Origin of the sequence: Mycobacterium sp. 012931 (assembly GCF_000419295.1) — a bacterium.
In the GTDB taxonomy this organism is placed as follows: Bacteria; Actinomycetota; Actinomycetes; order Mycobacteriales; family Mycobacteriaceae; genus Mycobacterium; species Mycobacterium marinum.
In genome coordinates this window covers 3,020,836-3,042,786 of the sequence record NZ_AOPX01000001.1, presented here as the reverse complement: position 1 = coordinate 3,042,786, position 21,951 = coordinate 3,020,836, and the positions used below count along the sequence as shown (strand labels likewise).

Genomic DNA, 21,951 nt, shown 5'->3' with positions numbered 1-21,951 from the left:
GTGCGGCACGGGTTCTGAATCCGCGGCCAGCACCACCGCAACCATCACCGCGACGGCGCAACATCACCCACCGAAGCCAGAACCTCCGCCGGCCCAGCCCCCGTGTTCCCGCAGACCGATCTTGATGAGCCTGGCTCATGGCGGGCGGCCGCGTTCATGCGCGATCATCCAACGAAAGGAATTTGCGATCGGTTAGCATGACGGCATCACACGAGGTAGACGTCCGCAGGGCAGGTCATGGTGCGGAAGCCAAGTCGGGGGTGTTCCGTGAAAGCCATTCATTTCATCTCCGGTCTGCCGCGTTCGGGTTCGACGTTGCTGGCCGCGTTGCTGCGGCAAAACCCGCGGTTCCAGGCCGGAATGTCGGGTCCGCTGGCCGGCCTGTTCGGCGCCCTGCTCGACTAAATGAGTGGGCGCAACGAGTTTTCGGTGTTCATCGATGACGCCAAGCGCGAGCGCATCCTGCGCGGGTTGTTCAACGACTTCTATGCGGACTGCACCGCCGAGGTGATCTTTGACACCAACCGCGGCTGGTGTGCGTGGATGCCCGCGATTGCGCGGCTGTTTCCCGATGCGAAAGTGATTGCCTGCGTGCGTGAACTGCAGTGGGTGGTGGACAGCATCGAGCGGTTGATTCAACACAACGTCTTTAGCCCGTCGTCGATTTTCAACTACAGCGCCGGCGGCACGGTGTTTAGCCGCGCCACAAGTGTGGTGGCGCCCGACGGCATGGTCGGCGGTCCCTACGATGCCCTGCGGCAGGCGTGCTACGGCGCGCAACGAGATCGACTTCTGTTGCTGCAGTACGAAACCCTGAGCACCGACCCGGCCAAGGCGATGCAGGCCATCTACGCGTTTCTGGGTGAGCCGGTGTTCGAGCACGATTTCGGCCATGTCGAGTACGACGTCACCGAGTTCGACGAGCGCGCCGGGACACCGGGGTTGCACACCGTGCGCCCCACGGTCACGGCCGAACCGCGCGACACGTTGCTACCGCCGGATCTGTTCAACCGCTTCACCCACGACGCCTTCTGGCGCGACCCGGAGAGGATTCCGGCCGGGCTGACGGTCGTGTGAGGTTTGCTCTCTCCCAGCCATCTCGACCAGGCCGTGGTGGCGTTTCGATCAGCGGCGAACTGTCACGGCACATTCGCGCCGGGCGTACCGAAAAGGTCCACTCCCATCCAGTCGGGGGGAGCTGTGAGGTCGGCGGCCCCGCCGTTGCCGCCGGTGTTGCCCAGGCCGGTGCCGCTACCGCCGTTGCCGCCAGTGCCGGTGCGGGTGTCGATGGTGCCGCCGGTGTTTGCGGTGAAGGTGGATCCCCCGCCGTTGCCGCCGATGCCGTCGGTGATGCCGTCACCGCCGGCCCCGCCGTTGGTGGCGCTGCTAGTGACGGTGCCGCCCCCGATGGCCGTGATTCGGGCGATGTTTCCGGCGCCGCCGATGCCGCCGGTGGAGCCGGCCCCGCCGACCCCGCCGGTGGCGGCGCCAGTGGCGACGGAGCTGCCCGCCCCGTTGGCAAACAGGGTGGCGCTGCCTCCTAAGCCGCCGCGGCCGCCGGTGCCCGCGCCACCGCCGCCGCCGGTGGCCGTGCCGTCAGTGACGGTGGCGCCGCTATAACCTCTGATCGAGGCGTAGTTTCCGCTGCCGCCGTAGCCGCCGGCGGTGCCCGCGCCCCCGGCGCCGCCGATGGAGATGCCGCTGGCGGAGCTGCCCGCGCCGTAAGCCCGGAGGAAGGCGTTGCCGCCGCCTCCGCCGTGGCCGCCGGTGGTGCCCGCACCCCCGTAGCCGCCGCTGACCGTGCCCGTGGCGGTGCCGCCGTTAGAAGCACTGACCTGGGCGTAGCCGCCAACGCCCCTGTACAAGAACCCACCGCCATTCAGCGCCTGCACGAACTGGTCATGAAACAGCGACGCCTGCGCGCCCAGCGCCTGAAACTGCTGGGCGTAACCACCAAACAACTTTGCGACCGCCGCCGACACTTCATCCTCAGCCGCCGCCGCAATCGATGTCGTCAAGCCCGCCGACGCCGCATGCGCCTCCCTGATCGACGACCCCAGGCTGCTCAAGCTGGAAGACGCTGCAGCTAACTCCTCGGGTGCGGCATAAACAAAAGCTGACACTCGTCAATCCCCATCACGACCGGGCGGCCCAAGTCCGAAGGAAACAATTTTCGGCCTTCTCCGACTTTTCCGAGACGCTACGCCCGCCCATTCCGATGATCGCAGCAAATCCACGGTCCGGTGACAGAAGCCCCATGCTCTTAAGGACCTAAGTCACTAACTCGTGAGGCTAATTAACCAACGGCAAACCAGCGAAAGGCAACCCACCGAAGCTTGCCCCCCAAGGCACCGGCGCCCGTCGTCGCCGCCGACCTTCTTGGCGACCAGCGGTGCACATCGCCGGATCAGCAAACTCCGTCCCACAGTCCCGCCTACAGCCGCCTGCGGCCCGATTCCGACAACCGGACGCGGGACGCAATTGATTCGGTACTCGGATCTGCTGCGGACGGAGGCGGCTCCGGCTAGCTGAATATGCAGGTCGTAAACGTAAGGCGGACGAGTTGGCCTGTAAGCCGGATTCTGTTCCACACCGCCGCGGCTGAACCAGCGGCGGCGCGGCGGCGACCATCCATCTGGGCACACCGTTGCCGGGTACCTCGAGCGGCCTACCCGCAGACTCGGGCGAGCAGCCCTCAAACGCCTGCGCGGCCGCACCTACGGTACGGCCTTCTTGACCTTGCTTCGGGTGGGGTTTGCCTAGCCACCCCGGTCACCCGGGGTGCTGGTGCGCTCTTACCGCACCGTTTCACCCTTACCACCGCGAGGGTGGCGGTCTGTTTTCTGTGGCACTTTCCCGCGAGTCACCTCGGATTGCTGTTAGCAATCACCCAGCTCTGTGAAGTCCGGACTTTCCTCGATTCGGCGCTGAACTCGTGACAACACGAGCCCAACCCGAGCCGCGGCCGCCCAGCCAACTCGTCCGCGGAACATACGCTACCCGCTACGCAAAATCGCGGCCAACAGACGCCGTCGAACCCAGCCGCCTGGCCCGATCGTTGACGGCGGCGCTGCTACAGGTAGCCGGTCTGGTTGACCAGCCGCACCGACGACGCGCCGTCGGCATAGAACTCGGCGATGCTCAGCGACGCCAGATCAAGATGCAGCCGGTAGAGGACCTCGGAGCCGACATCGAGCGCGAGTCGCAGCAACATCTTGATGGGCGTGACGTGTGAGACCACCAGCACGGTCGTGCCTTCATACCGGGAGATCATCCGGTCGCGTCCGCGCCGAACCCGCCGCAGCACTTCATCGAAGCTCTCACCGCCCGGCGGCGTGATGCTGGTGTCGTTGAGCCAACGATGGTGCAGGTCGGGGTCGCGGTTGGCGGCCTCCGCGAAAGTCATGCCTTCCCAGTCCCCGAAGTCCGTTTCGACCAGGTCTTCGTCCACCGTCACGTCCAGTCCGAGGGCTCGGGCCGCCGTCGTCGCCGTATCGTAGGCACGCTGCAAAGGCGAGGACACCACCGCAGCAATTCCGCCGCGGTGCGCGATGTAGCGGGCGGCCAAACCGGCTTGGCGCCAACCGACTTCGTTGAGCGCCGGGTTGCCGCGCCCGGAATAGCGGCGTTGCACCGACAGCTCGGTCTGACCATGTCGCAGCAGCAGCAGCCTGGTGGCCGTATCGCGTCTACCGGTCCATCCGGGAGCTGCCGGGGTTTGGACAGGCGCCGTGTTGGCGGGGTCGGCGACGGCGGCCACCGCCACGGTACCGGGTTCGCCACGCCGATTGGTGCGAACCGCGGCGTCCATCGCTTCGTTGGCCAGCCGGTCGGCATGCGCATTGCGGGCCCGCGGAATCCACGCGTAGCTGATCCGGCGGAATTGCCCTGCCAGCTCGCGCGCCTGCCCGTGCAGTTCCACCAGGTCCGGGTGCTTGACCTTCCAGCGCCCGCACATCTGCTCGACCACCAGTTTGGAATCCATCAGGACCGACACTTCGGTGGCACCCAGCTTGACGGCGTCGTCCAAACCGGCTATCAGACCGCGGTATTCAGCGACGTTGTTGGTGGCGCGGCCGATCGCCTGTTTGCTCTCCGCCAACACGGTCGAACGGTCCGCGGTCCACACCACTGCGCCGTATCCGGCCGGCCCCGGGTTACCACGCGATCCACCATCAGCTTCGATGATGACTTTCACAGCTCGGGTCCCTTGATCCGTAAGAGGATCGCGGCGCATTCCGGACACCGAACCACCTCGTCCTCGGCGGCCGCCGAGATACGAGCCAATTCGCTGCGGCCGATCTCAATACGGCAGGCACCGCAACGGTGGCCCTGCAACTGCCCCGCGCCTGGCCCGCCGCCGGCCCGCAGCCGTTCGTAGAGCGCGGCAAGATCGGGATTCAACGATGCGGCCAGCGTGTCGCGTCGCGATGAATGTTCTTGACGGGATTGGTCGAGTTCGGCCAGGGCGGCATCGACGGACTGCTGGGCAGCGGTCAGTTCGGCTTGCAGGACTTCGAGCGCCGCAATCTCGGTGTTCTGTTGCGCCTGCAACTCCTCGCGGCGCTCCATCACCTCCAACAGCGAATCTTCCAGACTGGCCTGGCGGCGTTCCAGGGTCTCCAGCTCGTGCTGCAGGTCAGCCAATTGCTTGGCATTCACAGCCCCCGAGGTGAGCAATGACCGGTCCCGGTCTTCACGCTTACGTACCGCGTCGATCTCGTCTTCTAGGCGTGAAACCTGGGCGTCCAAGTCCTCCAACGCGATTCGCACCGCAGCGAGTCGGTCACTGACCGCCTCGTGCTGAACCCGAACCTGCTCGAAAGCGGACCCCTCGGGCAGATGGGTGGACCGATGGGCGATCCGTGACAGCTCAGTATCGAGCTTCGCCAACTCCAATAGCGAACGCTGCTGTGCCGCTTCGGCCTTCATGTCTGATCTCCCGGTCCTATTCTCAGCTGTCGTTCTCGCGGCTTGCTGCAACGTTCCACGGGTCGGTACGCAACGGGCATACCCGCACCGGCAGCGCCTCACCGAAATGGGACCGCAGTACCTCGGCCGCCTGGCCGCACCAAGGGAACTCGCTTGCCCAATGCGCGACGTCGATCAACGCGACCGCGGAGGCGCGGCGATGTTCGTCGGCAGGATGGTGGCGCAGATCTGCGGTGAGGTAGGCCTGGACGTCCGCCGCGGCCGCCGCGCCCAGTAGTGAATCGCCGGCGCCACCGCACACCGCCACCCGCGTCACCAGCATCTCGGGGTCCCCCGCCGCGCGCACTCCCCAGGACGTCTGCGGTAGCACGGCGCCGACGCGAGAGACGAAGTCGCGCAAGGTTTGCGGCCGGTCCAGCGTGCCGATGCGCCCCAACCCGACGTCGGCCGGTGGTGGCACCAGCGCAAGAATGTCGAATGCCGGCTCTTCGTACGGGTGCGCGGCTCGCATGGCCGACAGCACGGCGGCACGGGCGCGCGCGGGTGCGATGACCTCGACCCGGTCCTCGGTGACTCGTTCGACGGTGCCGACGCTGCCGATCGCCGGTGACGCGCCGTCCAGCGGGAGGAACTGCCCGATGCCCGTAACGCTCCAGCTGCAATGCGAGTAGTCACCGATATGTCCGGCGCCAGCGTCAAAGATCGCCGCCTGCACGGGTTCTGTGTGCTCGCGCGGCACGTAGATAACCCACTTGTCCAGCTCGGCCACGCTTGGCGACCGGGCGAGCACGGATTCGACGGTCAGTCCCAGCGCTTGGGCCAGCGCGTCGGACATCCCCGGCGATGCCGAGTCGGCGTTGGTGTGCGCGGTGAACAGCGAGCGACCCGTCCGGATCAAACGGTGGATTAGCGCACCCTTGGCGGTATTGGCGGCCACCGTATCGACCCCGCGCAACAGCAACGGGTGATGGGCCAGCAGCAACCCGCGCTCCGGAACCTCATCGACAACCGCCGGTGTGGCGTCCACCGCGACCGTCACCGATTCCACCGGCTCCCCGGGATCTCCACACACCAGGCCGACCGAGTCCCAGGACTCGGCAAGACGCGGCGGATATGCGCCGTCGAGCACTTCGATGACGTCAGCGAGCCGAACGCTCATCGTCGCCTCCCGCTGCGGCCGGCCTGCCTGACTTCGGCGATGGCATCGACCAGCTGCGGCCATTCGGGCCGCACCGCCGCGCGCAGATACCCGTCGTCCAAGCCGACGAAGGTGTCGCAGCGGCGGATCGCGATTCCGCGCTGATGCAGCCGTTTGCGGAGCTCATCGGCATCGGGGACGCTGAACAAGACAAACGGTGCGCAGCCATCGACCACGCTGGCACCAACCGAACCGAGGCCGCTGACCATCTCGGCCCGCGCTGCCAGCAGCAGTCGAGCATCGGCGGCGGCCTCGGCCACCGCTTCGGGCGTGCAGCAGGCCGCGATGGCCGTCAACGGCAGGGTGCCCACCGGCCAGTGGGCCCGCATCCGGGTCAGCCGGTCCAGCAGGTCCGGCGTGCCAAGGGCGTACCCCACCCGCAGACCCGCCAGTGACCACGTCTTGGTCAGGCTGCGCAGCACCAGCACGTCGGGCAGGCAGTCGCCGGCCAGCGACTGCGGCTCGCCGGGAACAGCGTCCGCGAACGCCTCGTCGACCACCAGGATCCGGCCCGGCCTGCGCAATGCCAGCAGCTGCTCGCGACTGTGCAACACCGAGGTCGGGTTGGTCGGATTGCCGACGACGACCAGGTCGGCATCGTCGGGGACCGCGGCTTCATCCAGGCGGAACGGCGGCGCCAGCACCACATGGTGCACCGGGATCCCCGCGGCGCTCAGGGCCGCGGCCGGCTCGGTGAATGACGGCGCGATGATTGCTGCCCGAACCGGACGCAGGTTACTCAACAGGGCAAAACCCTCGGCGGCCCCGGCCAGCGGCAGCACCTCCGCGCGGGTTCGGCGGTGACGCAGCGCCGCCGCATCCTGCGCGCGCTGGGTGTCCTCGATGCTGGGATAGCGTGCCAGCGTGGTCAGCCGCTGCGCCAGCAGTTCGACCAGCCAGTGCGGCGGGTGCGGGTGGCGGACATTCACGGCGAAATCCAGCATGCCGGGCGTGGCGGCCTGATCCCCGTGATAACGCGCCGCCGCCAGCGGGCTCGTGTCCAGACTCACCACCTAGAAAACACTAGTGCGCCGGTGACAGAACCAGGCATCCGGAGCACTACGCCCCTGCCTGGCACACGGCTACCCGCGCGGCCGCGAGTCCCGGGCACCGGCCGGGTCCGACCAAACTCGGCTGCTCAAGCCGGTCTCGCCAGCTCCTGCCGACCCCGCCGACCGCCGCATCAACGACAATGGAGTGGTGACAGGTTCGATTGCAGCCGATTCACCGGCTGACCCCGGCGCCACACCGCAGGACACCCGGTGCCCGGAGAGGACGCCGCAGCTGGTGATCTTCGATCTCGACGGCACCTTGACCGACTCGGCCCACGGGATTGTGGCCAGCTTCCGCCACGCACTCAACCACATCGGTGCCGCCGTTCCCGACGGCGACCTGGTCGCCCAGATCGTCGGCCCGCCGATGGACGACACCTTTCACGCCATGGAGCTCGGCGACCGCGTCGAGGACGCGATCGCCGCCTTCCGGGCCGAATACGGTGCCCGTGGTTGGGCGATGAACACCCTGTTCGACGGGATCGCGCCGTTGCTGGCCGACCTGCGTGCCGCCGGGGTTCGGCTGGCGGTGGCCACCTGCAAGCTGGAGCCAACGGCGCGGCGGGTACTCGCCCATTTCGGGCTCGACGCGCATTTCGAGGTGATCGCCGGCGCGACCGGCGACGGCGCACGCCGCAGCAAGACCGAGGTGCTCGCCCACGCGCTGGCCCAGCTGCACCCGCTGCCCGAACGGGTGCTCATGGTCGGTGACCGCAGCCACGATGTGGAGGGCGCGGCCGCCCATGGCATCGACACGGTCGTGGTTGGCTGGGGTTACGGAAAGGCCGACTTCGCCGCCGGTACCCACAGCGGCGCCGCCCTGCATGCCGGCACGGTCGACGAATTGCGGGAGGCGTTAGGTGTCTGACTCAACGCTGCACGTCACTTTCGTGTGTACCGGCAACATCTGTCGCTCGCCTATGGCCGAGAAGATGTTCGCCCACCAGCTGCGGGAACGCGGGCTGGGCGAGGCGGTGCGGGTGACCAGCGCCGGCACCGGCAACTGGCACGTCGGCAATCGGGCCGACGAACGGGCAAGGCAGGTGCTGCACTCCCACGGCTACCCCACCGATCACTGCGCCGCCCAGGTCGGCACGGACCACCTGGAGGCGGATCTGGTCATCGCGCTGGGGCGCAACCACGCCCGGCAGTTGCGTCAGCTCGGCGTGGAGGAGAGCAGGCTGCGGATGTTGCGTTCGTTTGACCCACAGTCGGGGGCCTACGTTCTCGATGTCGAGGACCCCTACTACGGGGGCCATGACGACTTCGAGGAGGTCCTCGTCGTCATCGAGGCCGCCCTGCCCGGTTTGCACGATTGGGTGGACGAACAGTTGGCGCAGGACGGCAAGGTGTGATGCGACGCCTGGCGTTTCTGCTGCGGCCCGGGTGGATAGCGCTGGCCCTGGTGGTCATCGCGTTCACCTACCTGTGCTTCACGGTGCTCGCGCCGTGGCAGCTGGGAAAGAACACCAAGACGTCGCGGGAGAACCGCCAGATCAACCATGCCCTGAGTTCGCCGGCGGTTCCGGTCAAAACATTACTGCCACAGCAAGATTCGTCAGCTCCCGAGGCGCAGTGGCGCAGCGTGACGGCGACCGGACACTATCTGTCCGATGTGCAGGTGCTGGCCCGGCTGCGGGTGGTCGACGGAGACCAGGCGTTTGAGGTACTGACCCCGTTCGCCGTCGACGGCGGACCCACCGTCCTCGTCGACCGCGGGTACGTCCGCCCCGAACCGGGCTCGCACGTGCCGCCTATCCCCCGCGCCCCGGACCAGACCCTGACCATCACGGCACGGCTGCGCGACTTCGAGCCCACCATGGCGGGCAAGGAGCCGTTCTCCCGAGACGGCTTCGAGCAGGTGTACTCGATCAACGCCAAGCAGATCTCCACGTTGACCGGAGTGCCGTTGGCCGGCTCCTATCTGCAGTTGGTCGAAAACCAACCCGGGGGGCTCGGTCTGATCGGCTTGCCGCATCTGGATTCCGGACCGTTCTTGTCATACGGCATCCAGTGGATCGCCTTCGGCATTCTGGCGCCAATCGGACTCGGCTACTTCGCCTACGCCGAACTGCGGGCCCGCCGGCGCGAAACACGCGCCCGCGAGGATGCGCCGCCCGCGGACACACCGATGACCGTCGAGCAAAAGCTCGCCGACCGCTACGGCCGCCGGCGGTAGACAAAGAGCCCGGCGCCCACTGCCGCGGCGGCCTGCACGGCCCGCGACAACGTCACGGCGCGGCGCAGGTCATCGACCGTGGGTTGACCGCCGTCCCCGAGGGTGGGGCGAATCTGCAGCTCAAAGTGGTACCGGGTGGGCCCGCCCAGACGCACCCGGAGCGCCCCGGCAAAAGCGGCCTCGACCACCCCGGCGTTGGGGCTGGGGTGCCGCGCCGCGTCGCGCCGCCAGGCCCGCACCGCGCCCAGCGCTGACCCACCGACCAGCGGCGCGCACAGCACCACCAGCCCCGCGGTCACGCGGGCCCCGAAGTAGTTGGCCAGATCATCCAGCCGCGCTGCGGCCCAACCGAATCGCAGGTAGCGCGGCGAGCGGTAGCCGATCATCGCATCCAGGGTGTTGACGGCGCGATATACCAGTACCGCCGGCACGCCGCCGACCGCCGCCCACAGCAGCGGCGCCACCTGCGCGTCGGAAGTGTTCTCGGCAACCGATTCCAGGGCCGCGCGGGTCAAATCCGGCACGTCCAGCTGGGCCGGATCGCGACCACACAGCGACGGCAGCAACCGCCGGGCGGCATCGAGGTCGCCGCGGTCCAACAGCTCGGCCATTTCCCGGCCAGTGCGCACCAGCGAGGTTCCGCCCAGCGATACCCAGGTCGCCATCGCCGTCGCCGCGACCGACCACGGCCTGCCGGCCGGGCGCCCCAAGACCGCACCCAGCAGGCCCACCCCGCCAACCAGCACGCCAACGTACACCGCGCCGGCGGCCCTGGTATCGCGATAGCTGGCCCGCTCCAACCCCGCGGCCAGCCGCCCGAACACCGCGACCGGATGACCTCGCTGTGGGTCGCCCAGCACCAGGTCGGCCAGATAGCCCACCAGGACACCGACCGTCCGGGCCTGCCGTGCCGACGCAACCACTCAGGCAGCGTCTCACATGGCCGTCCGGTGGCCACCGGGCCCGCGCGTTCGGCTAGTCCATGACGGCACCCCCCGGCGCGTGGTCTACTCATCCTCATGGGTCAGGAATCCCGATGAAGCGTCCCGCGACCCGGGTCGCCGACCTGTTGAACCCGGCCGCGCTGTTGCTGCCCGCCGCCAACGTGATCATGCAGCTGTCGTTGCCCGGCGTCGGGTATGGCGTGCTGGAGAGTCCGGTGGACAGCGGCAACGTCTACAAGCATCCGTTCAAGCGCGCCCGCACCACCGGCACCTACCTGGCGGTTGCCACCATCGGGTCGGAGTCCGACCGCGCGTTGATCCGCGCTGCGGTGGACTCGGTACACCGGCAAGTCCGGTCCACCTCGTCGAGTCCGGTGTCCTATAACGCCTTCGATCCCAAATTGCAGCTGTGGGTGGCCGCCTGCTTGTACCGCTACTTCGTCGAGCAACACGAATTCCTGCACGGACCGCTCGATGACGGCGCCGCCGACTCGGTCTACCTCGACGCCAAACGGCTGGGCACCACCCTTCAAGTGCCGGAGCGCATGTGGCCGCCGGACCGGATCGCCTTCGACGAGTACTGGAAGCGCTCACTCGATGAGCTGCACATCGACCCACCGGTGCGCGAACACCTCCGAGGGGTGGCTTCGATGGCGTTTCTGCCGTGGCCGCTGCGGGCGCTGGCGGGGCCGTTCAACCTGTTCGCGACGACGGGGTTCTTGGCGCCGGAGTTTCGCGCGATGATGCGGTTGGACTGGTCGCAATCCCAGCAGAGCCGATTCGAGTGGCTGTTGGCCGCCCTACGGCTGGCCGACCGGCTCATCCCCCATCGGGCGTGGATCTTGATCTATCAGCTTTACCTGTGGGATATGCGGTTTCGCGCCCGCCGCGGGTGGCGCGTCGTCTAGATCGAGGCCGACCGGCGGTGCTAGCCGAGCGGCACACCGCGTGCGGCCCAGCTGAAACTGCGCATCTGCGGCAACCTGGCCCCAAGCTGGTCGGCGACCCGCCGGCCGATGTCGTCCGCGTCGGCCACCGACATGGCGGGGTCCACCCAGCCCTCGACCTCCACGCGTAGCGTGCGTCCGGTCCAGCGGGCCCGCGCGTGCGCGTGAACGACTCCCGGTATGGCGGCGGCGACCGCTTCGGCGGTGTCCACCACGCCCGGGTCTACCCCATCGAGCAGGCGATGCCCGATCTCGGAGCTCACCTCCCAACCCACATGGCAGATGAATCCCGTCACCGCAAGCCCGGCAACCCCGTCGGCCCATCCCCACCCCATCGCGACACCACACAATCCCAGCAGCGCGCCCGCCGAGGACAGCGCGTCCAGCCAGGAATGCTTCGCATCGGCGATCATCGTTGATGACTGAATCCGGCGCCCGACAACGAGCTTGTAACGGGCCACCAGCTGATTGCCGACAATGCCAACCGCCGCGGCGGCGATCCCCCAGCCCACATGCTGGGTTGAGCCGTGCCGCAACAACTTGCCGACGCTTTCGGTCCCGGCAACCGCGGCGCTGGCCCAGATCACCAGCGCCACACCAATCCCGGCGAGATCCTCGGCCCGCTCCAAACCGTACGGGTAGCGCTCGCTCGCCGACTTGCGCGAGCTCCGAAACCCAACGAACACAACCAGACTCGTGGAGACATCGGACAGGTTGTGCAGTGCGTCGCCGAGCAAGGCCACCGAGCCGGACACCAGGGCTATCGCCAGTTCGATCAGACCTGTCAACCCCAGCCCGGCCGCGCTGACGGCGACCGCACGATTGGCCCGCCGGCGTTCGGCTTGGTCGTCGACGGCCTGGGCCAAGGGCCAAGGGCCAAGGCAGGCAGGCAGGCAGGCAGGCAGGCAGGCAGGCAGGCAGGCAGGCAGGCAGGCAGGCAGGCAGGCAGGCAGGCAGGCAGGCAGCAGCAGCAGCAGCACAGGCAGGCAGGCAGGCAGGCAGGCAGGCAGGCAGGCAGGCAGGCAGGCAGGCAGGCAGGCAGGCAGGCAGGCAAGGCAGGGCCAAGGGCCAAGGGCCAAGGGAAAGCTTGCGGCCGGATCCCGCTGACCGTCAACCAGATGCATGTCCCCTAGCCTGCCACGCCCCCGGTGCAACCTGCCCGGCTAGCGCACAACTTTTTCACGCAGCCGGCCCGGTTGTGCCGCGGTCGCGTCAGCGCACCGTGGCGAAGAACGCACGGACGTCTCCGACGAACAATTCCGGCTGTTCGAACGCGGCGAAGTGACCACCGCGCGGCATCGTCGTCCAGTGGGTGATGTTGTAGTTCGGTTCACACCAGGCGCGCGGTGCACGCAGCACCTCCTTGGGAAACGACGCCACACCGGTGGGCAGTTCGACCCGCTCGGTCTGCCCCCAGACCTTGAAACTCTCCCAGTACAAGCGGGCCGACGACGCCGCGGCGGCGTTTACCCAATACATCATGACGTTGTCCAGTAGCTCGTCGCGGGTGAGGATGTTCTCCGGGTTTCCCGCGCAGTCCATCCATGCCCAGAACTTCTCCACGATCCAAGCCAGTTGTCCCACCGGGGAATCGGTCAGGCCGTAGCCCACGGTCTGGGGTCGGGTGGACTGTTGTTTGAAGTAGCCGGTTCCCCATTTCCGGTGGTACGCCAACGCTGCCAGCACCTCTTGTTCTGCCGCGGTCGGGTTGGTCAGCGCTGTACGCGTGGGCATGGCGATCGGCATATTGAGATGAATGGCCACACAGCGCCCGCCGTTTCGGCCGATCTGGGTGGTGACCGCGGCGCCCCAGTCGCCGCCCTGGGCGCCGTATCGCTGATAGCCCAGGTTCTGCATCAGCGTTTCCCAGGCCCGCGCGATCCTGTCCACTCCCCAGCCTGTGCTGCTCGGCTTGCCGGAAAATCCGTATCCGGGAAGGGACGGGCAGACGACGTGGAAGGCGTCTTCGGCGCGCCCGCCATGGGCGGTGGGGTTGGCCAGCGGCTCGATCACCTTGTGGAACTCCACCACCGAGCCGGGCCAGCCATGGGTGATCAGCAGCGGAAACGCGTCCTCGTGCGGGGAGCGTTGATGGATGAAATGCAGATCCAGGCCATCGATTTCGGTGATGAACTGGTCGAAGCGGTTCAGCGCGGCCTCGCGCGCCCGCCAGTCGTACTCGTTGGCCCAGTAGGCGGCCAAGTCCCGCGTGTAGCTCAGCGGGATGCCCTGGCTCCAATCGTCGGCACACTCGGCCTCCGGCCAACGGGTGCGCGCCAGACGGGCTTTCAGGTCATCGATAACGTCTTCGGGAACATCGATGCGAAACGGCCTCACCCGTTCATCATGCCGCCTGGCCGGGCGGCCTATTTCTGATTTGCTTCCTTGATCAGGGTGCTGATCTGTTCTAGCAGTTCACGCATATCGGCGCGCATCGCATCGACCGCGGCGTACAAGTCTGCCTTGGTCGCCGGCTGCTGGTCTGACGAGAGCGGCCGCACAGGCGGCGCCGTCTTTCCCGCCGACGCGCTGTCGCTCTGAGTCCCAGGTCGCTCATCCACGCCCCAGAGACTGCCACAACCGGCTCGCCAGCGACAACGAAACCCACCCCGAGTGTGCTGTCAGTCACCGTATTGCCTTGTCACGGGGACCATCGGAGGCATTGGGGTCCGTTGCGCGGTGCTGGCGCCGGCGCTCAGATGAGACGTTCGGCCCGTGCCCACTCGTGGACGCGGGCCATCCCCTCCTCGATCGAAACCCGCGGTTGGTAGCCCAGCATCTTCTGGGCCTTCTCGATCGAATAGGCGCCGGGCCGATTGACCAGCCACATCGTTCCGGCCGACAGATCGGTTTTCTGGCCCAAACGGCGCAGCAGCGAGCCGAGGAGTTCGGCGGCCGGTGCGGCCACCCGGATCGGCAGCGTGTGGATCGTGCCGTCACTCATGCTCGCCATCCGGCCGAAGAAATCGGCGCACCGCACACCTTTGCCGTCGGTGATGTTGAAAATCTGGCCCACCGCGTCATCGGATGACACGGCGAGCACCATGCCGTCGACGAAGTTGTCGATGTACACCGGGGAGAAGATGCCGTTTCCGCCGTTGGGCAGCGGAAAGCCGGTCCTCTTGCGCATCTCGGCGATCGGCGAACGGACCCACACCGAGCCGGGACCCCAGACATCGCCAGGCCGGATCACGGTGACATCAATCTCGCCGGCGCCGTGCGCGGCCAGCACGACCGCCTCGGAGTTCACCTTGGTGTCGGTGTAGACGTCGCCGTTGACATGCACGGGATAGGTCTCATCCGCACCGTCGGGGAACTCGAAGCCGTAGGCCGCCACCGAGGAAAAGTGCACGAACCGGCGGACCCCGGCGTCGATCGCCGCGCGCAGCACCCGGCTGGTGCCCAGGACGTTGACGTGCCAGGCCTGTTTCAGCGGGAACGCCGCCCCCAGCAGCGCGGCGGTGTGGATCACGGTGTCCGCCCCCTCCAGCCCCGTCGGCCCCGCCGCCCAGGTCTCGGGACGCGTGATGTCACCTGCGACCACGTCCCCTGCCGGATCGGCCGCCAGATCGACACCGCGTACCACGGCGCCGAGGGCGCGGAACCGGGCCGCCATGGCGCGGCCGATGAAGCCGTTGGCTCCGGTGATGAAGATCGTGCGACCGGACAGCGAGGGCGCGGGACGGTCGAATTCGTGTTCGCTCATTGCGATTCCATTCGTTGTGGGTGTGGTCGTCTCAAACCAGCATGCTCACCGAATTCACCGGTGTCTTGACAGCAAAGGACATGACTTTGACCGCAACGGACGATCAGCGGGTGGACTGCAGCGTGATCGGCGATGCGGTCCGTTGCCACTGCGCCCTCAGCGACGCCTGGCTCGCACCGAACCACCGTTGACACGACCGGGAGAGCACGCTTTGCTCCGCATAACCCAGTTGCCGGGCCAGATGCGTGAGCGTCATGTCGCTGTCGCGCAAGTAGCGTTCGGTCACCTCCCGCCGAACGTCGTCGACAACCGCGTTGAAGTTCGTCCCCTCGGCGGCGAGTCGGCGCCGTAATGCCTTGGGGTGCAGCCGAAACTGGTCGGCAATCACCGGAACCGTCGCCGCGCCGGTCGGCAACAGCTGGCGGATCAGTTCTCGAATCGAGGAGGCCATTGTCGGCCGTTGCCGGTCGATGACGGTGTCGAGATATTCGAGCACGACACGATGCGCCAGCTCGTCTCTGACCAGGGGGCGCTGCAGGTCCTCGCTCGGCAACCGGAATCCGCCCCTGTGCGACCCGAAGCGAGGTGTGCACGCGAAGTAGCGCAGGTAGTCTTCCCGCGGGGTCAGCGCCGGGTGCGGAAGGTCGACCACGGTGGGCGCATACCCAGCACCCAGCAGAAAGCGCAGCACCCGCAACATGACTCCCAGCGACAACTCGGTGGTCTGTGGGTGCGCCGGCGGGTGCGCGATCAGGATCTTGAACTCCAGGAATGAGGCTTCACCGCCGGGCTCGCGGCTCATCGTCGCGGCGATCGCGGGGCTGTAGGCGGCGAGGTAGTGCTCGAAAGTGTCGAGTGCCTCGGCAACCGATTTCGAGGTCCGCGCCGCCACCCCGACCGGCCCCAGGATCTCGATGCCTTGGCGTTCGGCCAGCCGACGGCCGAAGTCAGGTGTTTTCGTCACTGCCGCAGCGGATTCGACCGCGTGGATCAGCGCCAGATAGGTGATAAATGCGTCGAATCGGCCGACATCGGACCGCTTCACGCCAGCGCGGGCGAGCAGCGCCTCGGGATCCGCCCCGAGTTCGCTCACCAGCGCCGGATAACCGGTCAACGCGGTGCCACGGATCACCGACACGTCCTTTACAGTCAAGCATCCGTTCCCCGCCGTCAAGGCCCGATGGCCCCAGCGGATCGACCGCGAAATCGACTACGCGGTTATCCGGGCACCGGTCCGCTCGGCCCGGCGGGCCAGCCCGCGGACCAGAATGCGCAGCATCCTGGTGGTGATCAACGTCGAGCCGGGCAGCTGGGAACGGTACTGCGCCTCCCAGGTGATCGTGCAGCCTCCGGAGGAGTCCGGCTCGACGGTGACGAACGCGTGGTAGCGGTTCAGACCGGGCGCCCCCTTGGCGCGGTATTCGAAGCGGTAAGGCGCCTCGGCGGCGACCACCCGCTCGACCACCGACATCCCGGCCGGGCCGCCGCTGAGCCGCCGGACCAGGCCGACACCGTCGGTATCGCCGGTGCTGAGCACCTCGGAGCGCTGGAACGGAGTCCACTGGGCCATGGACTCGTGGTCGGCCAACACCGTCCACACCTGTTCGGGCGACGCCGCACAGCGGGCGACCGCGCGGGCCCGGGTAACGGGTGGTTCTTTTTCGGTGAAGCCGAGTTCGATCAGGTTGAACGGGTCGGCGCGGTGCCGATGCCCCTTGCTCCCATGAAACAGCAGCTCGATCGAGAAGCCCATCGGATCATTGACATAGCTGGCATGCCACCAGCGGTCCAGCAGGGTGGACTTGGTGCTGTTCGGGTGTATCCCGTGGTGCTGCCCCTTGGCGACGAGCGCGTCGAGGCTCGCCCGGTCCTGAGGTCCCAGCGCGACGTTGAGGATGCCGATGTCGCTGATGTGGTAGCCGGCCGGCCATGGCTTGCCGACCGGGTCGAGGTACTGCACCACCTCGAGCAGGCTGTCACCGGCGCGCACCACGAAGGATTCGCGATCTGCCCCGGCCAAGCCCCACAGCTGCTCGTGCTCGGGGTAGTGCAGCCGGTAGTCGACTTCGGGCAGCCCCATCACGTCCACCCAGGTTCGCCGCGCCTCGGCCAGGTCCGGCACCGACAGGGTGGCGAAGCGGGCGACCGCCGGCGATCCGGTGGGGCGCGCCGCCATGCCGGCAACCACAGGGTCCGCCTCCAGGATCTCCAGCAGGGTTCCATCGGGATCCTTGACACAGACCCGGCGAGAACCGGGCTCCCCCATGGGCTCGGTGAGCGGGGGCACGCGGCGGCGAGTGAGATTCCCCAGCGTCGCGTCGAAGTCGGTGACGTGGAAGCCGAGCATCGTGTAGCCGATGTCGCACGGGCGCCAGTCCTGCGGAATCGGACGCGGGTGCGGCTTGGAAAACTCGAACAGCTCCAGCTGGAAGCCGGGTTTGCCGTCCAGCAGCCACCAGCACACGCTGGTGGCGCCCGGCACGCCCTGGACGTCCTCGGAGCCCAGCGCCGGGATGAACATGTGGGTACCGCCGGCCTCGGTGAGGCCGAAGATGTCGCGGTACCAGCGCTGGGAGTGCTGGATGTCGCGAACGCTGAGCGCGATCTGGACAAGGGGAAGGGTGGTGGTCATCTCGGGGTCCTCAGGCTAATGACTTGGCGGCGGCGATGATCCGTTCCGCGTTGGGCAGGACGGCGTACTCCAGGTGTGGCGCGAATGGGATGGTCTGCTCGACCGCCACCCGCGCGTAACGGGCGCTGGTCCCGGCTTCCAGCAGCAGCGCGGCGACCTCGCCGGTGAGCCCGCCGCGAACGTAGTCCTCGTCGGCGACGACCACCCGGCCGGTCCGGCTCACGTGCTCGACGATGGCCTCCTTGTCCAGTGGGGCCAGGGTGCGCAGGTCCAGCACGGTGGCCTCGATGCCGTCGGCGGACAGTCGCTCGGCCGCCTCGAGGCAGCGATGCACGCCGACGCCCACCGACACCAGCGTCAGGTCTGACCCGTCGCGTCGAATTGCCGCCTGGCCGAACGGAATCGGCTCGACCCGGTCGGGCACCTCGCCGCGGACACCGGCTGCGGGCTGCACGTCGGTCAGGTCGACCGTGGACCGCTGGTCACCACCGAGGTAGTCCAGGATCTGCTGATCGAGCAGCTTGGGGGTGAGGAAAACGGTGAACTCGTCGCTGCGCACGGCCGACAGCATCAGGCCCGCCGCGTCGGCCGGCGTGGAGGGCACGACGACCTCGGTCGACGGGTAGGACGCCAGGGTGCCCCACAGCGTCTGCTCGTGCTCGCCGCCGTCGGCGTACCAGCCGCCGACCCCGGCCCGTAGCACCATGGGCACGTTCCAGCGGCCACCGGAGAAGTCCTTGAACTTCGAGCCCGCGTTGATGATCGCGGACCAGCCGACGGTGCCGAAGTCGATCATGTACAGCTCGACGACCGGACGCAGCCCTGCCATCGCCGCACCGACTCCGGCGTACATGAACGCCTGTTCGGAGATCGGGGTGTCGCGCACCCGGTCGGGTCCGAATCGACTCAGCAGCACCCGGCGCAGGATCTGGACGTCTTCGCCCCAGGTGAGCACCCGCGGATCGGCGGCCATCGCCTGCCCGAGTGCGTGGTCGACGGCCTCGTCGTAGCGCATGATGGTCATCGGTCTGCTCCTGTCTTGATGCCGAAGCCGGCCCGCTTGCCGACGCGGGCGCGTGCTTCGGTCATGGCGGCGAGCACCTCGGCTCGCTCCTGGGCTTCGATGGCGGTTGCGGCGTCCGCGCTGATCAAGGACCGGCCCCGGCGGACGGGATCCTTGCCGGCAGTGCGGCCCACGTCGTAGGCGAACCGCGCGGCGCGCTTGCCGATGCCGGCCATGGCGCGCAGTTTGTCTGTGCGCGAACCGCTTTCGGTGGCGGTCAGCCCGGAACGCAGCTCCGGCACCCAGACCGACAGCTGCTTGCGGGGGGCACGCAGCAGGCCGACCAGCGGATCGCCTTCGAAGTGGCCGCCGGGCCGGTGGCAGGTGACGTAGAGGAAGCCGGATCCGTTGCCGGAGCGGGCACGCTCGATGAGCCGCCCCGCCGCTGCATGCACGTCGGCGACCTTGTGTCCGGCGGCGCTGGCGACCTCGAGTCCAAAGCCGCGTGCTCGGCTGATCGGGTCGGCACCGGTCTGGTCCTTGGAGTAGGTCGTGATGCCCCATTTGTTGTCTTTGCAGACGAACACCACGGGCAGGTTCCACGCCACGGCCATGTTGTAGGCCACCATCAGCATTCCCTGGTTCATCGCGGCCTCCCCGTGGAAGGCGATCGCGACGCTGCCCGGGTGCAGCCGGGTGTGCGCGATCGCATGTCCGACAGCCAGCGGGCCGGCGGCACCGACGATGCCGTCAGCTCCGGCGCGCAGATCGGGGTCGAAGATGTGCATGTGCCCCGCCATGCCGCTGGCGATGCCCTGGCCGGAGCCCAGCACTTCGAGCATCAGGGCCTGCAGGTCGATGCCCCGACCCACCAACGGCGCGGTGTTGCGGTGGTCCAACGCCAGGGTGTCGAATTCGAATAGCTGGGTGAGGATGCCGGCGACGATGCCCTCTTCGCCGATGGCGGAGTGGTATTCGCCGGGAACCAGCCCCTCCTGCCACGCCTCGACCAGGGCCTCTTCGGCCAGACGCATCCGCACCATCATCCGGTAGACGCGGGCGGCGTCGATGGGGCTCATTCTGCGCGTTCCTTTCTTTCGTGTCTTTCGTGGAATCCGTTGGTGCCTAGGCTCGGATCTCAAATGAGGCCCTCATGGCGGGCCCATTCTTTGGATCGGGCCATCCCCTCGTGATAGGAGACGACCGGCTTGAATCCCAAGCGGTCACGGGCCTTGTCGTTGGAGACGACATAGCGGCGGTTGAGCATGTGCAGCAGGGCCGGGCCGAGTTCGCTGCTCATACCGAGTCGACGCTGGATGCGGCCGATGGCTCCCAGAGCCGGTGCACCGATCCGGATCGGCACCGAGCGGACCTTTGCGCCGGTCCAGGACGCGACCTCGCCGAAGTACTCCTGGCAGCTAACCGCCAGCTCCTCGCCGAGGTTGAAAACCTCCCCGGCGATGCCCTCGGTGGCCAGGACCAGCACCATGGCGTCGACGAAGTTGTCGATGTAGATCACGTCGAACACGCCGGAGCCCCGTTCCGGCAAAATCAGCTGGTTGGCCTTGGCCATCGCGATCGGCTCGCGGATCCACACCGAGCCGGGGCCGTAGACGTCGGCGGGACGCACGACCACCATCTCCATGCCGCGGTTGGCGTTGGCGAGCGCGACCAACTCGGAGTTGGTCTTGGTGTCGACGTAAGTGCTCAGGCCGGCGGTCACCCTGGTCGGGTAATCCTCGGTCACGTGGTCGGGAAAATCCCACCCGTACGCGGCGATCGAGCTCAGGTGCACGAACCGGCGCACCCCCGCGTCGACCGCAGCGTCGATGACCTTCTTGGTCCCGAGCACGTTGACGTCCCAAGCGGTTTCGACCGCAACCACGGTGCTCACCAACGCCGCCAGGTGCACGACCGTGTCGACGCCGTCCAGTGCCGATGCCCAAGCGGCCGGGTCGGCAGTGCTGCCGGCGATGATTCCGTTGGCGGGATCTGCGACCAGGTCGACGCCGGTCACCCTCGCGCCGAGCTGGCGTAGCCGGGCCGCGAGGTTTGCGCCGATGAAGCCGTTGGCTCCGGTGATGAAGATCTTGCGCTGGGCGAAAAACGGTGCGGGACGCGCAGATTGGTCGGTGCTCACGATGGGTTTCCATTCGCTGTGGACGTTGTTGTTAGCCCTTAGCCTGCCCGTCCGGGCCGTCGATGTATTGACAGCAAGGGACACCTACTTGACCCGAGGGGACGCACATGCGATCGAGGCACCTGCCACCCAGCGATGAGGCGCCGAGCACGGCCATCGAAAACCCGCGGATCACCACCGGCACCACGGCGATGCCCGGCGGCCGCAAACACCCCACCCCTAGGCCAGGCGTGCGGGTTCCGCCGCGGGCTTCCGATCGCCGAACGTCCCTTACGGTCAAGCGTTTGTCCCTTACCGTCAAGACATCAGGGAGCGCCGCAGGCACGGTTGGAGTCGACAGCCCCGCCATATCCCGAAAGGACCCCACCATGACCCTGGCGACCGCACCCGCACCGGCGACCACCGCAACTGGCGCCCCGTTGCCCCTGGTGGCCCTGCCGCAGGGCGAACTGCTGACCGTCAACGAACACGACGTACCCCTGTTGCACGACGCCCTCGGCCCCGGCGTGCACTTCAAACCCCTGCGCCTGGACATCGAGAACGGCGAATGGCTGGTACTGGCCACCTTCGAACCCGGCGCCACCGTGCCGCTGCACTACCACACCGGCACCGCCGAGGTCTACACGCTCTCCGGCTGCTGGCACTACCTCGAGTACCCCGACCAGCTGCAAACCGCCGGCTCCTACCTCTACGAGCCGGGCTCGTCGGTGCACACCTTCGTCACCCCCACCACCAACACCGAAGACACCGTCTTCCTGGTCCGCGTGCAAGGCGCCAACATCAACTTCACCGACGACGGCCAGTTCGACTCCATCCTCGACGCCGCCCTGATCGCCCACGTGACCCAACTGAAGGCCGAAGAGCAAAACCTCGGACCGATCAACTACATCGGCGGCGGCGCCGCCGGCCACACCACCAAGGAGGCCTGACACCCAGCAGTTCTCCCGCCAGACCCGAACCGTAGATCCCGGCGCGGCCGAGCCACTCGAGCCGCGCCGGGATTCACCGTGGGCGGTCCGGCCACGATCACCGCTCGGTGCTCACGTTACGAATTCGAGCAATCTCAATGCAGATCAGGACAATTCACGCCGGGCCTGTCCGCACGACCCTAGCGGCGTGCCAAACAGGTTTAACCACATAGCATCTGCATATCCGATGCACATGATCACCGGCCGGCAGTGCACGAAATGGTCATCCACCAGGCGCGTCACCACACGC

At 67.6% G+C, this 21,951-nt stretch carries 22 protein-coding genes and 1 other RNA gene; 7 read left to right on the top strand and 16 right to left on the bottom strand.

Going from position 1 to position 21,951, the window contains the following annotated elements; translation table 11 throughout:
• Positions 1–267: 267 nt before the first annotated feature.
• Together MMSP_RS28460 and MMSP_RS13465 are read left to right on the top strand one after the other, a co-directional pair.
• Positions 268–405 (top strand): sulfotransferase, encoded by a 138-nt coding sequence (locus MMSP_RS28460; protein ID WP_020787055.1) that lies wholly within the window; start codon positions 268–270, stop codon positions 403–405.
• Complete coding sequence (locus MMSP_RS13465; RefSeq protein ID WP_020787054.1) at positions 406–1,077, top strand: sulfotransferase; 672 nt, start codon at positions 406–408, stop codon at positions 1,075–1,077. It begins immediately after the preceding gene.
• A 62-nt stretch (positions 1,078–1,139) separates the two neighbouring features.
• Here MMSP_RS13465 and MMSP_RS29355 read toward each other — a convergent pair whose 3' ends face one another.
• The 6 genes from MMSP_RS29355 to cobC all read right to left on the bottom strand — a co-directional run bounded on the left by MMSP_RS29355 (position 1,140) and on the right by cobC (position 7,143).
• Entirely contained in the window at positions 1,140–2,123 is a 984-nt protein-coding gene (locus tag MMSP_RS29355) for a PE family protein (RefSeq protein ID WP_084472570.1), read from the bottom strand.
• 432 nt (positions 2,124–2,555) lie between these two features.
• An RNA gene (gene rnpB, locus MMSP_RS25420) (RNase P RNA component class A) lies at positions 2,556–2,981 on the bottom strand.
• A gap of 92 nt (positions 2,982–3,073) precedes the next feature.
• Positions 3,074–4,198 (bottom strand): bifunctional RNase H/acid phosphatase, encoded by a 1,125-nt coding sequence (locus tag MMSP_RS13455; protein ID WP_012394957.1) that lies wholly within the window; start codon positions 4,196–4,198, stop codon positions 3,074–3,076.
• Positions 4,195–4,932 carry a zinc ribbon domain-containing protein gene (locus tag MMSP_RS13450; protein ID WP_020787052.1) on the bottom strand — a complete coding sequence of 246 codons (738 nt, stop codon included), beginning with the start codon at positions 4,930–4,932 and terminating at the stop codon, positions 4,195–4,197. Before MMSP_RS13450 ends, MMSP_RS13455 begins: the two co-directional genes overlap by 4 nt.
• A 22-nt stretch (positions 4,933–4,954) precedes the next feature.
• On the bottom strand, positions 4,955–6,091 hold the full coding sequence (locus MMSP_RS13445; protein WP_020787051.1) for a Nif3-like dinuclear metal center hexameric protein: 1,137 nt from the start codon (positions 6,089–6,091) through the stop codon (positions 4,955–4,957).
• Positions 6,088–7,143 (bottom strand): Rv2231c family pyridoxal phosphate-dependent protein CobC, encoded by a 1,056-nt coding sequence (cobC, locus tag MMSP_RS13440; RefSeq protein WP_036426494.1) that lies wholly within the window; start codon positions 7,141–7,143, stop codon positions 6,088–6,090. The genes MMSP_RS13445 and cobC overlap by 4 nt, the downstream gene beginning before the upstream one ends.
• 187 nt (positions 7,144–7,330) lie before the next feature.
• Between cobC and MMSP_RS13435 the strand changes: the two genes are divergently transcribed.
• The 3 genes from MMSP_RS13435 to MMSP_RS13425 are packed head-to-tail and all read left to right on the top strand — an operon-like array spanning position 7,331 to position 9,361.
• Positions 7,331–8,050, top strand: a complete 720-nt coding sequence (locus MMSP_RS13435) for an HAD-IA family hydrolase (RefSeq protein ID WP_167470903.1) — start codon at positions 7,331–7,333, stop codon at positions 8,048–8,050.
• The gene (locus MMSP_RS13430; protein WP_020787049.1) at positions 8,043–8,537 is read left to right on the top strand and encodes a low molecular weight protein-tyrosine-phosphatase; all 495 of its coding nucleotides are present in this window, start codon (positions 8,043–8,045) and stop codon (positions 8,535–8,537) included. Before MMSP_RS13435 ends, MMSP_RS13430 begins: the two co-directional genes overlap by 8 nt.
• Positions 8,537–9,361: an SURF1 family protein gene (locus MMSP_RS13425; protein WP_011739497.1), complete on the top strand. Its 825-nt coding sequence runs from the start codon at positions 8,537–8,539 to the stop codon at positions 9,359–9,361. The genes MMSP_RS13430 and MMSP_RS13425 overlap by 1 nt, the downstream gene beginning before the upstream one ends.
• Here MMSP_RS13425 and MMSP_RS13420 read toward each other — a convergent pair.
• Positions 9,343–10,284, bottom strand: a complete 942-nt coding sequence (locus MMSP_RS13420; protein ID WP_020787047.1) for a cobalamin biosynthesis protein — start codon at positions 10,282–10,284, stop codon at positions 9,343–9,345. The two genes, MMSP_RS13425 and MMSP_RS13420, sit on opposite strands and share 19 nt — an antisense overlap.
• A gap of 113 nt (positions 10,285–10,397) precedes the next feature.
• On the opposite strand from MMSP_RS13420, the gene MMSP_RS13415 reads away from it, so the two are divergent.
• Positions 10,398–11,213, top strand: a complete 816-nt coding sequence (locus tag MMSP_RS13415) for an oxygenase MpaB family protein (RefSeq protein WP_011739495.1) — start codon at positions 10,398–10,400, stop codon at positions 11,211–11,213.
• Positions 11,214–11,233: 20 nt separating this feature from the next.
• On the opposite strand, the gene MMSP_RS13410 is transcribed toward MMSP_RS13415, so the two are convergent.
• The 9 genes from MMSP_RS13410 to MMSP_RS13375 all read right to left on the bottom strand — a co-directional run bounded on the left by MMSP_RS13410 (position 11,234) and on the right by MMSP_RS13375 (position 20,733).
• On the bottom strand, positions 11,234–12,157 hold the full coding sequence (locus tag MMSP_RS13410) for a cation diffusion facilitator family transporter (protein WP_036427262.1): 924 nt from the start codon (positions 12,155–12,157) through the stop codon (positions 11,234–11,236).
• Positions 12,158–12,464: 307 nt separating this feature from the next.
• Positions 12,465–13,589 (bottom strand): epoxide hydrolase family protein, encoded by a 1,125-nt coding sequence (locus tag MMSP_RS13405; RefSeq protein ID WP_020787045.1) that lies wholly within the window; start codon positions 13,587–13,589, stop codon positions 12,465–12,467.
• 29 nt (positions 13,590–13,618) lie between these two features.
• Positions 13,619–13,813, bottom strand: coding sequence for a hypothetical protein (locus tag MMSP_RS26820; RefSeq protein WP_012394971.1), 195 nt, complete (start codon positions 13,811–13,813; stop codon positions 13,619–13,621).
• A gap of 134 nt (positions 13,814–13,947) precedes the next feature.
• Entirely contained in the window at positions 13,948–14,958 is a 1,011-nt protein-coding gene (locus tag MMSP_RS13400) for an NAD(P)-dependent oxidoreductase (RefSeq protein WP_020787044.1), read from the bottom strand.
• Positions 14,959–15,061: 103 nt separating this feature from the next.
• Positions 15,062–16,096 carry an AraC family transcriptional regulator gene (locus tag MMSP_RS13395; protein ID WP_020787043.1) on the bottom strand — a complete coding sequence of 345 codons (1,035 nt, stop codon included), beginning with the start codon at positions 16,094–16,096 and terminating at the stop codon, positions 15,062–15,064.
• A gap of 72 nt (positions 16,097–16,168) precedes the next feature.
• Positions 16,169–17,590, bottom strand: coding sequence for an SRPBCC family protein (locus MMSP_RS13390; protein ID WP_015356218.1), 1,422 nt, complete (start codon positions 17,588–17,590; stop codon positions 16,169–16,171).
• A 10-nt stretch (positions 17,591–17,600) separates the two neighbouring features.
• The gene (locus tag MMSP_RS13385; protein WP_020787042.1) at positions 17,601–18,614 is read right to left on the bottom strand and encodes an alpha-ketoacid dehydrogenase subunit beta; all 1,014 of its coding nucleotides are present in this window, start codon (positions 18,612–18,614) and stop codon (positions 17,601–17,603) included.
• Positions 18,611–19,672 (bottom strand): thiamine pyrophosphate-dependent enzyme, encoded by a 1,062-nt coding sequence (locus tag MMSP_RS13380; protein ID WP_020787041.1) that lies wholly within the window; start codon positions 19,670–19,672, stop codon positions 18,611–18,613. Before MMSP_RS13380 ends, MMSP_RS13385 begins: the two co-directional genes overlap by 4 nt.
• A 59-nt stretch (positions 19,673–19,731) precedes the next feature.
• Positions 19,732–20,733 carry an NAD(P)-dependent oxidoreductase gene (locus tag MMSP_RS13375; RefSeq protein ID WP_020787040.1) on the bottom strand — a complete coding sequence of 334 codons (1,002 nt, stop codon included), beginning with the start codon at positions 20,731–20,733 and terminating at the stop codon, positions 19,732–19,734.
• A gap of 368 nt (positions 20,734–21,101) precedes the next feature.
• On the opposite strand from MMSP_RS13375, the gene MMSP_RS13370 reads away from it, so the two are divergent.
• Positions 21,102–21,662, top strand: coding sequence for a 2,4'-dihydroxyacetophenone dioxygenase family protein (locus tag MMSP_RS13370; RefSeq protein ID WP_036426493.1), 561 nt, complete (start codon positions 21,102–21,104; stop codon positions 21,660–21,662).
• The last annotated feature ends 289 nt before the right edge of the window (positions 21,663–21,951 follow it).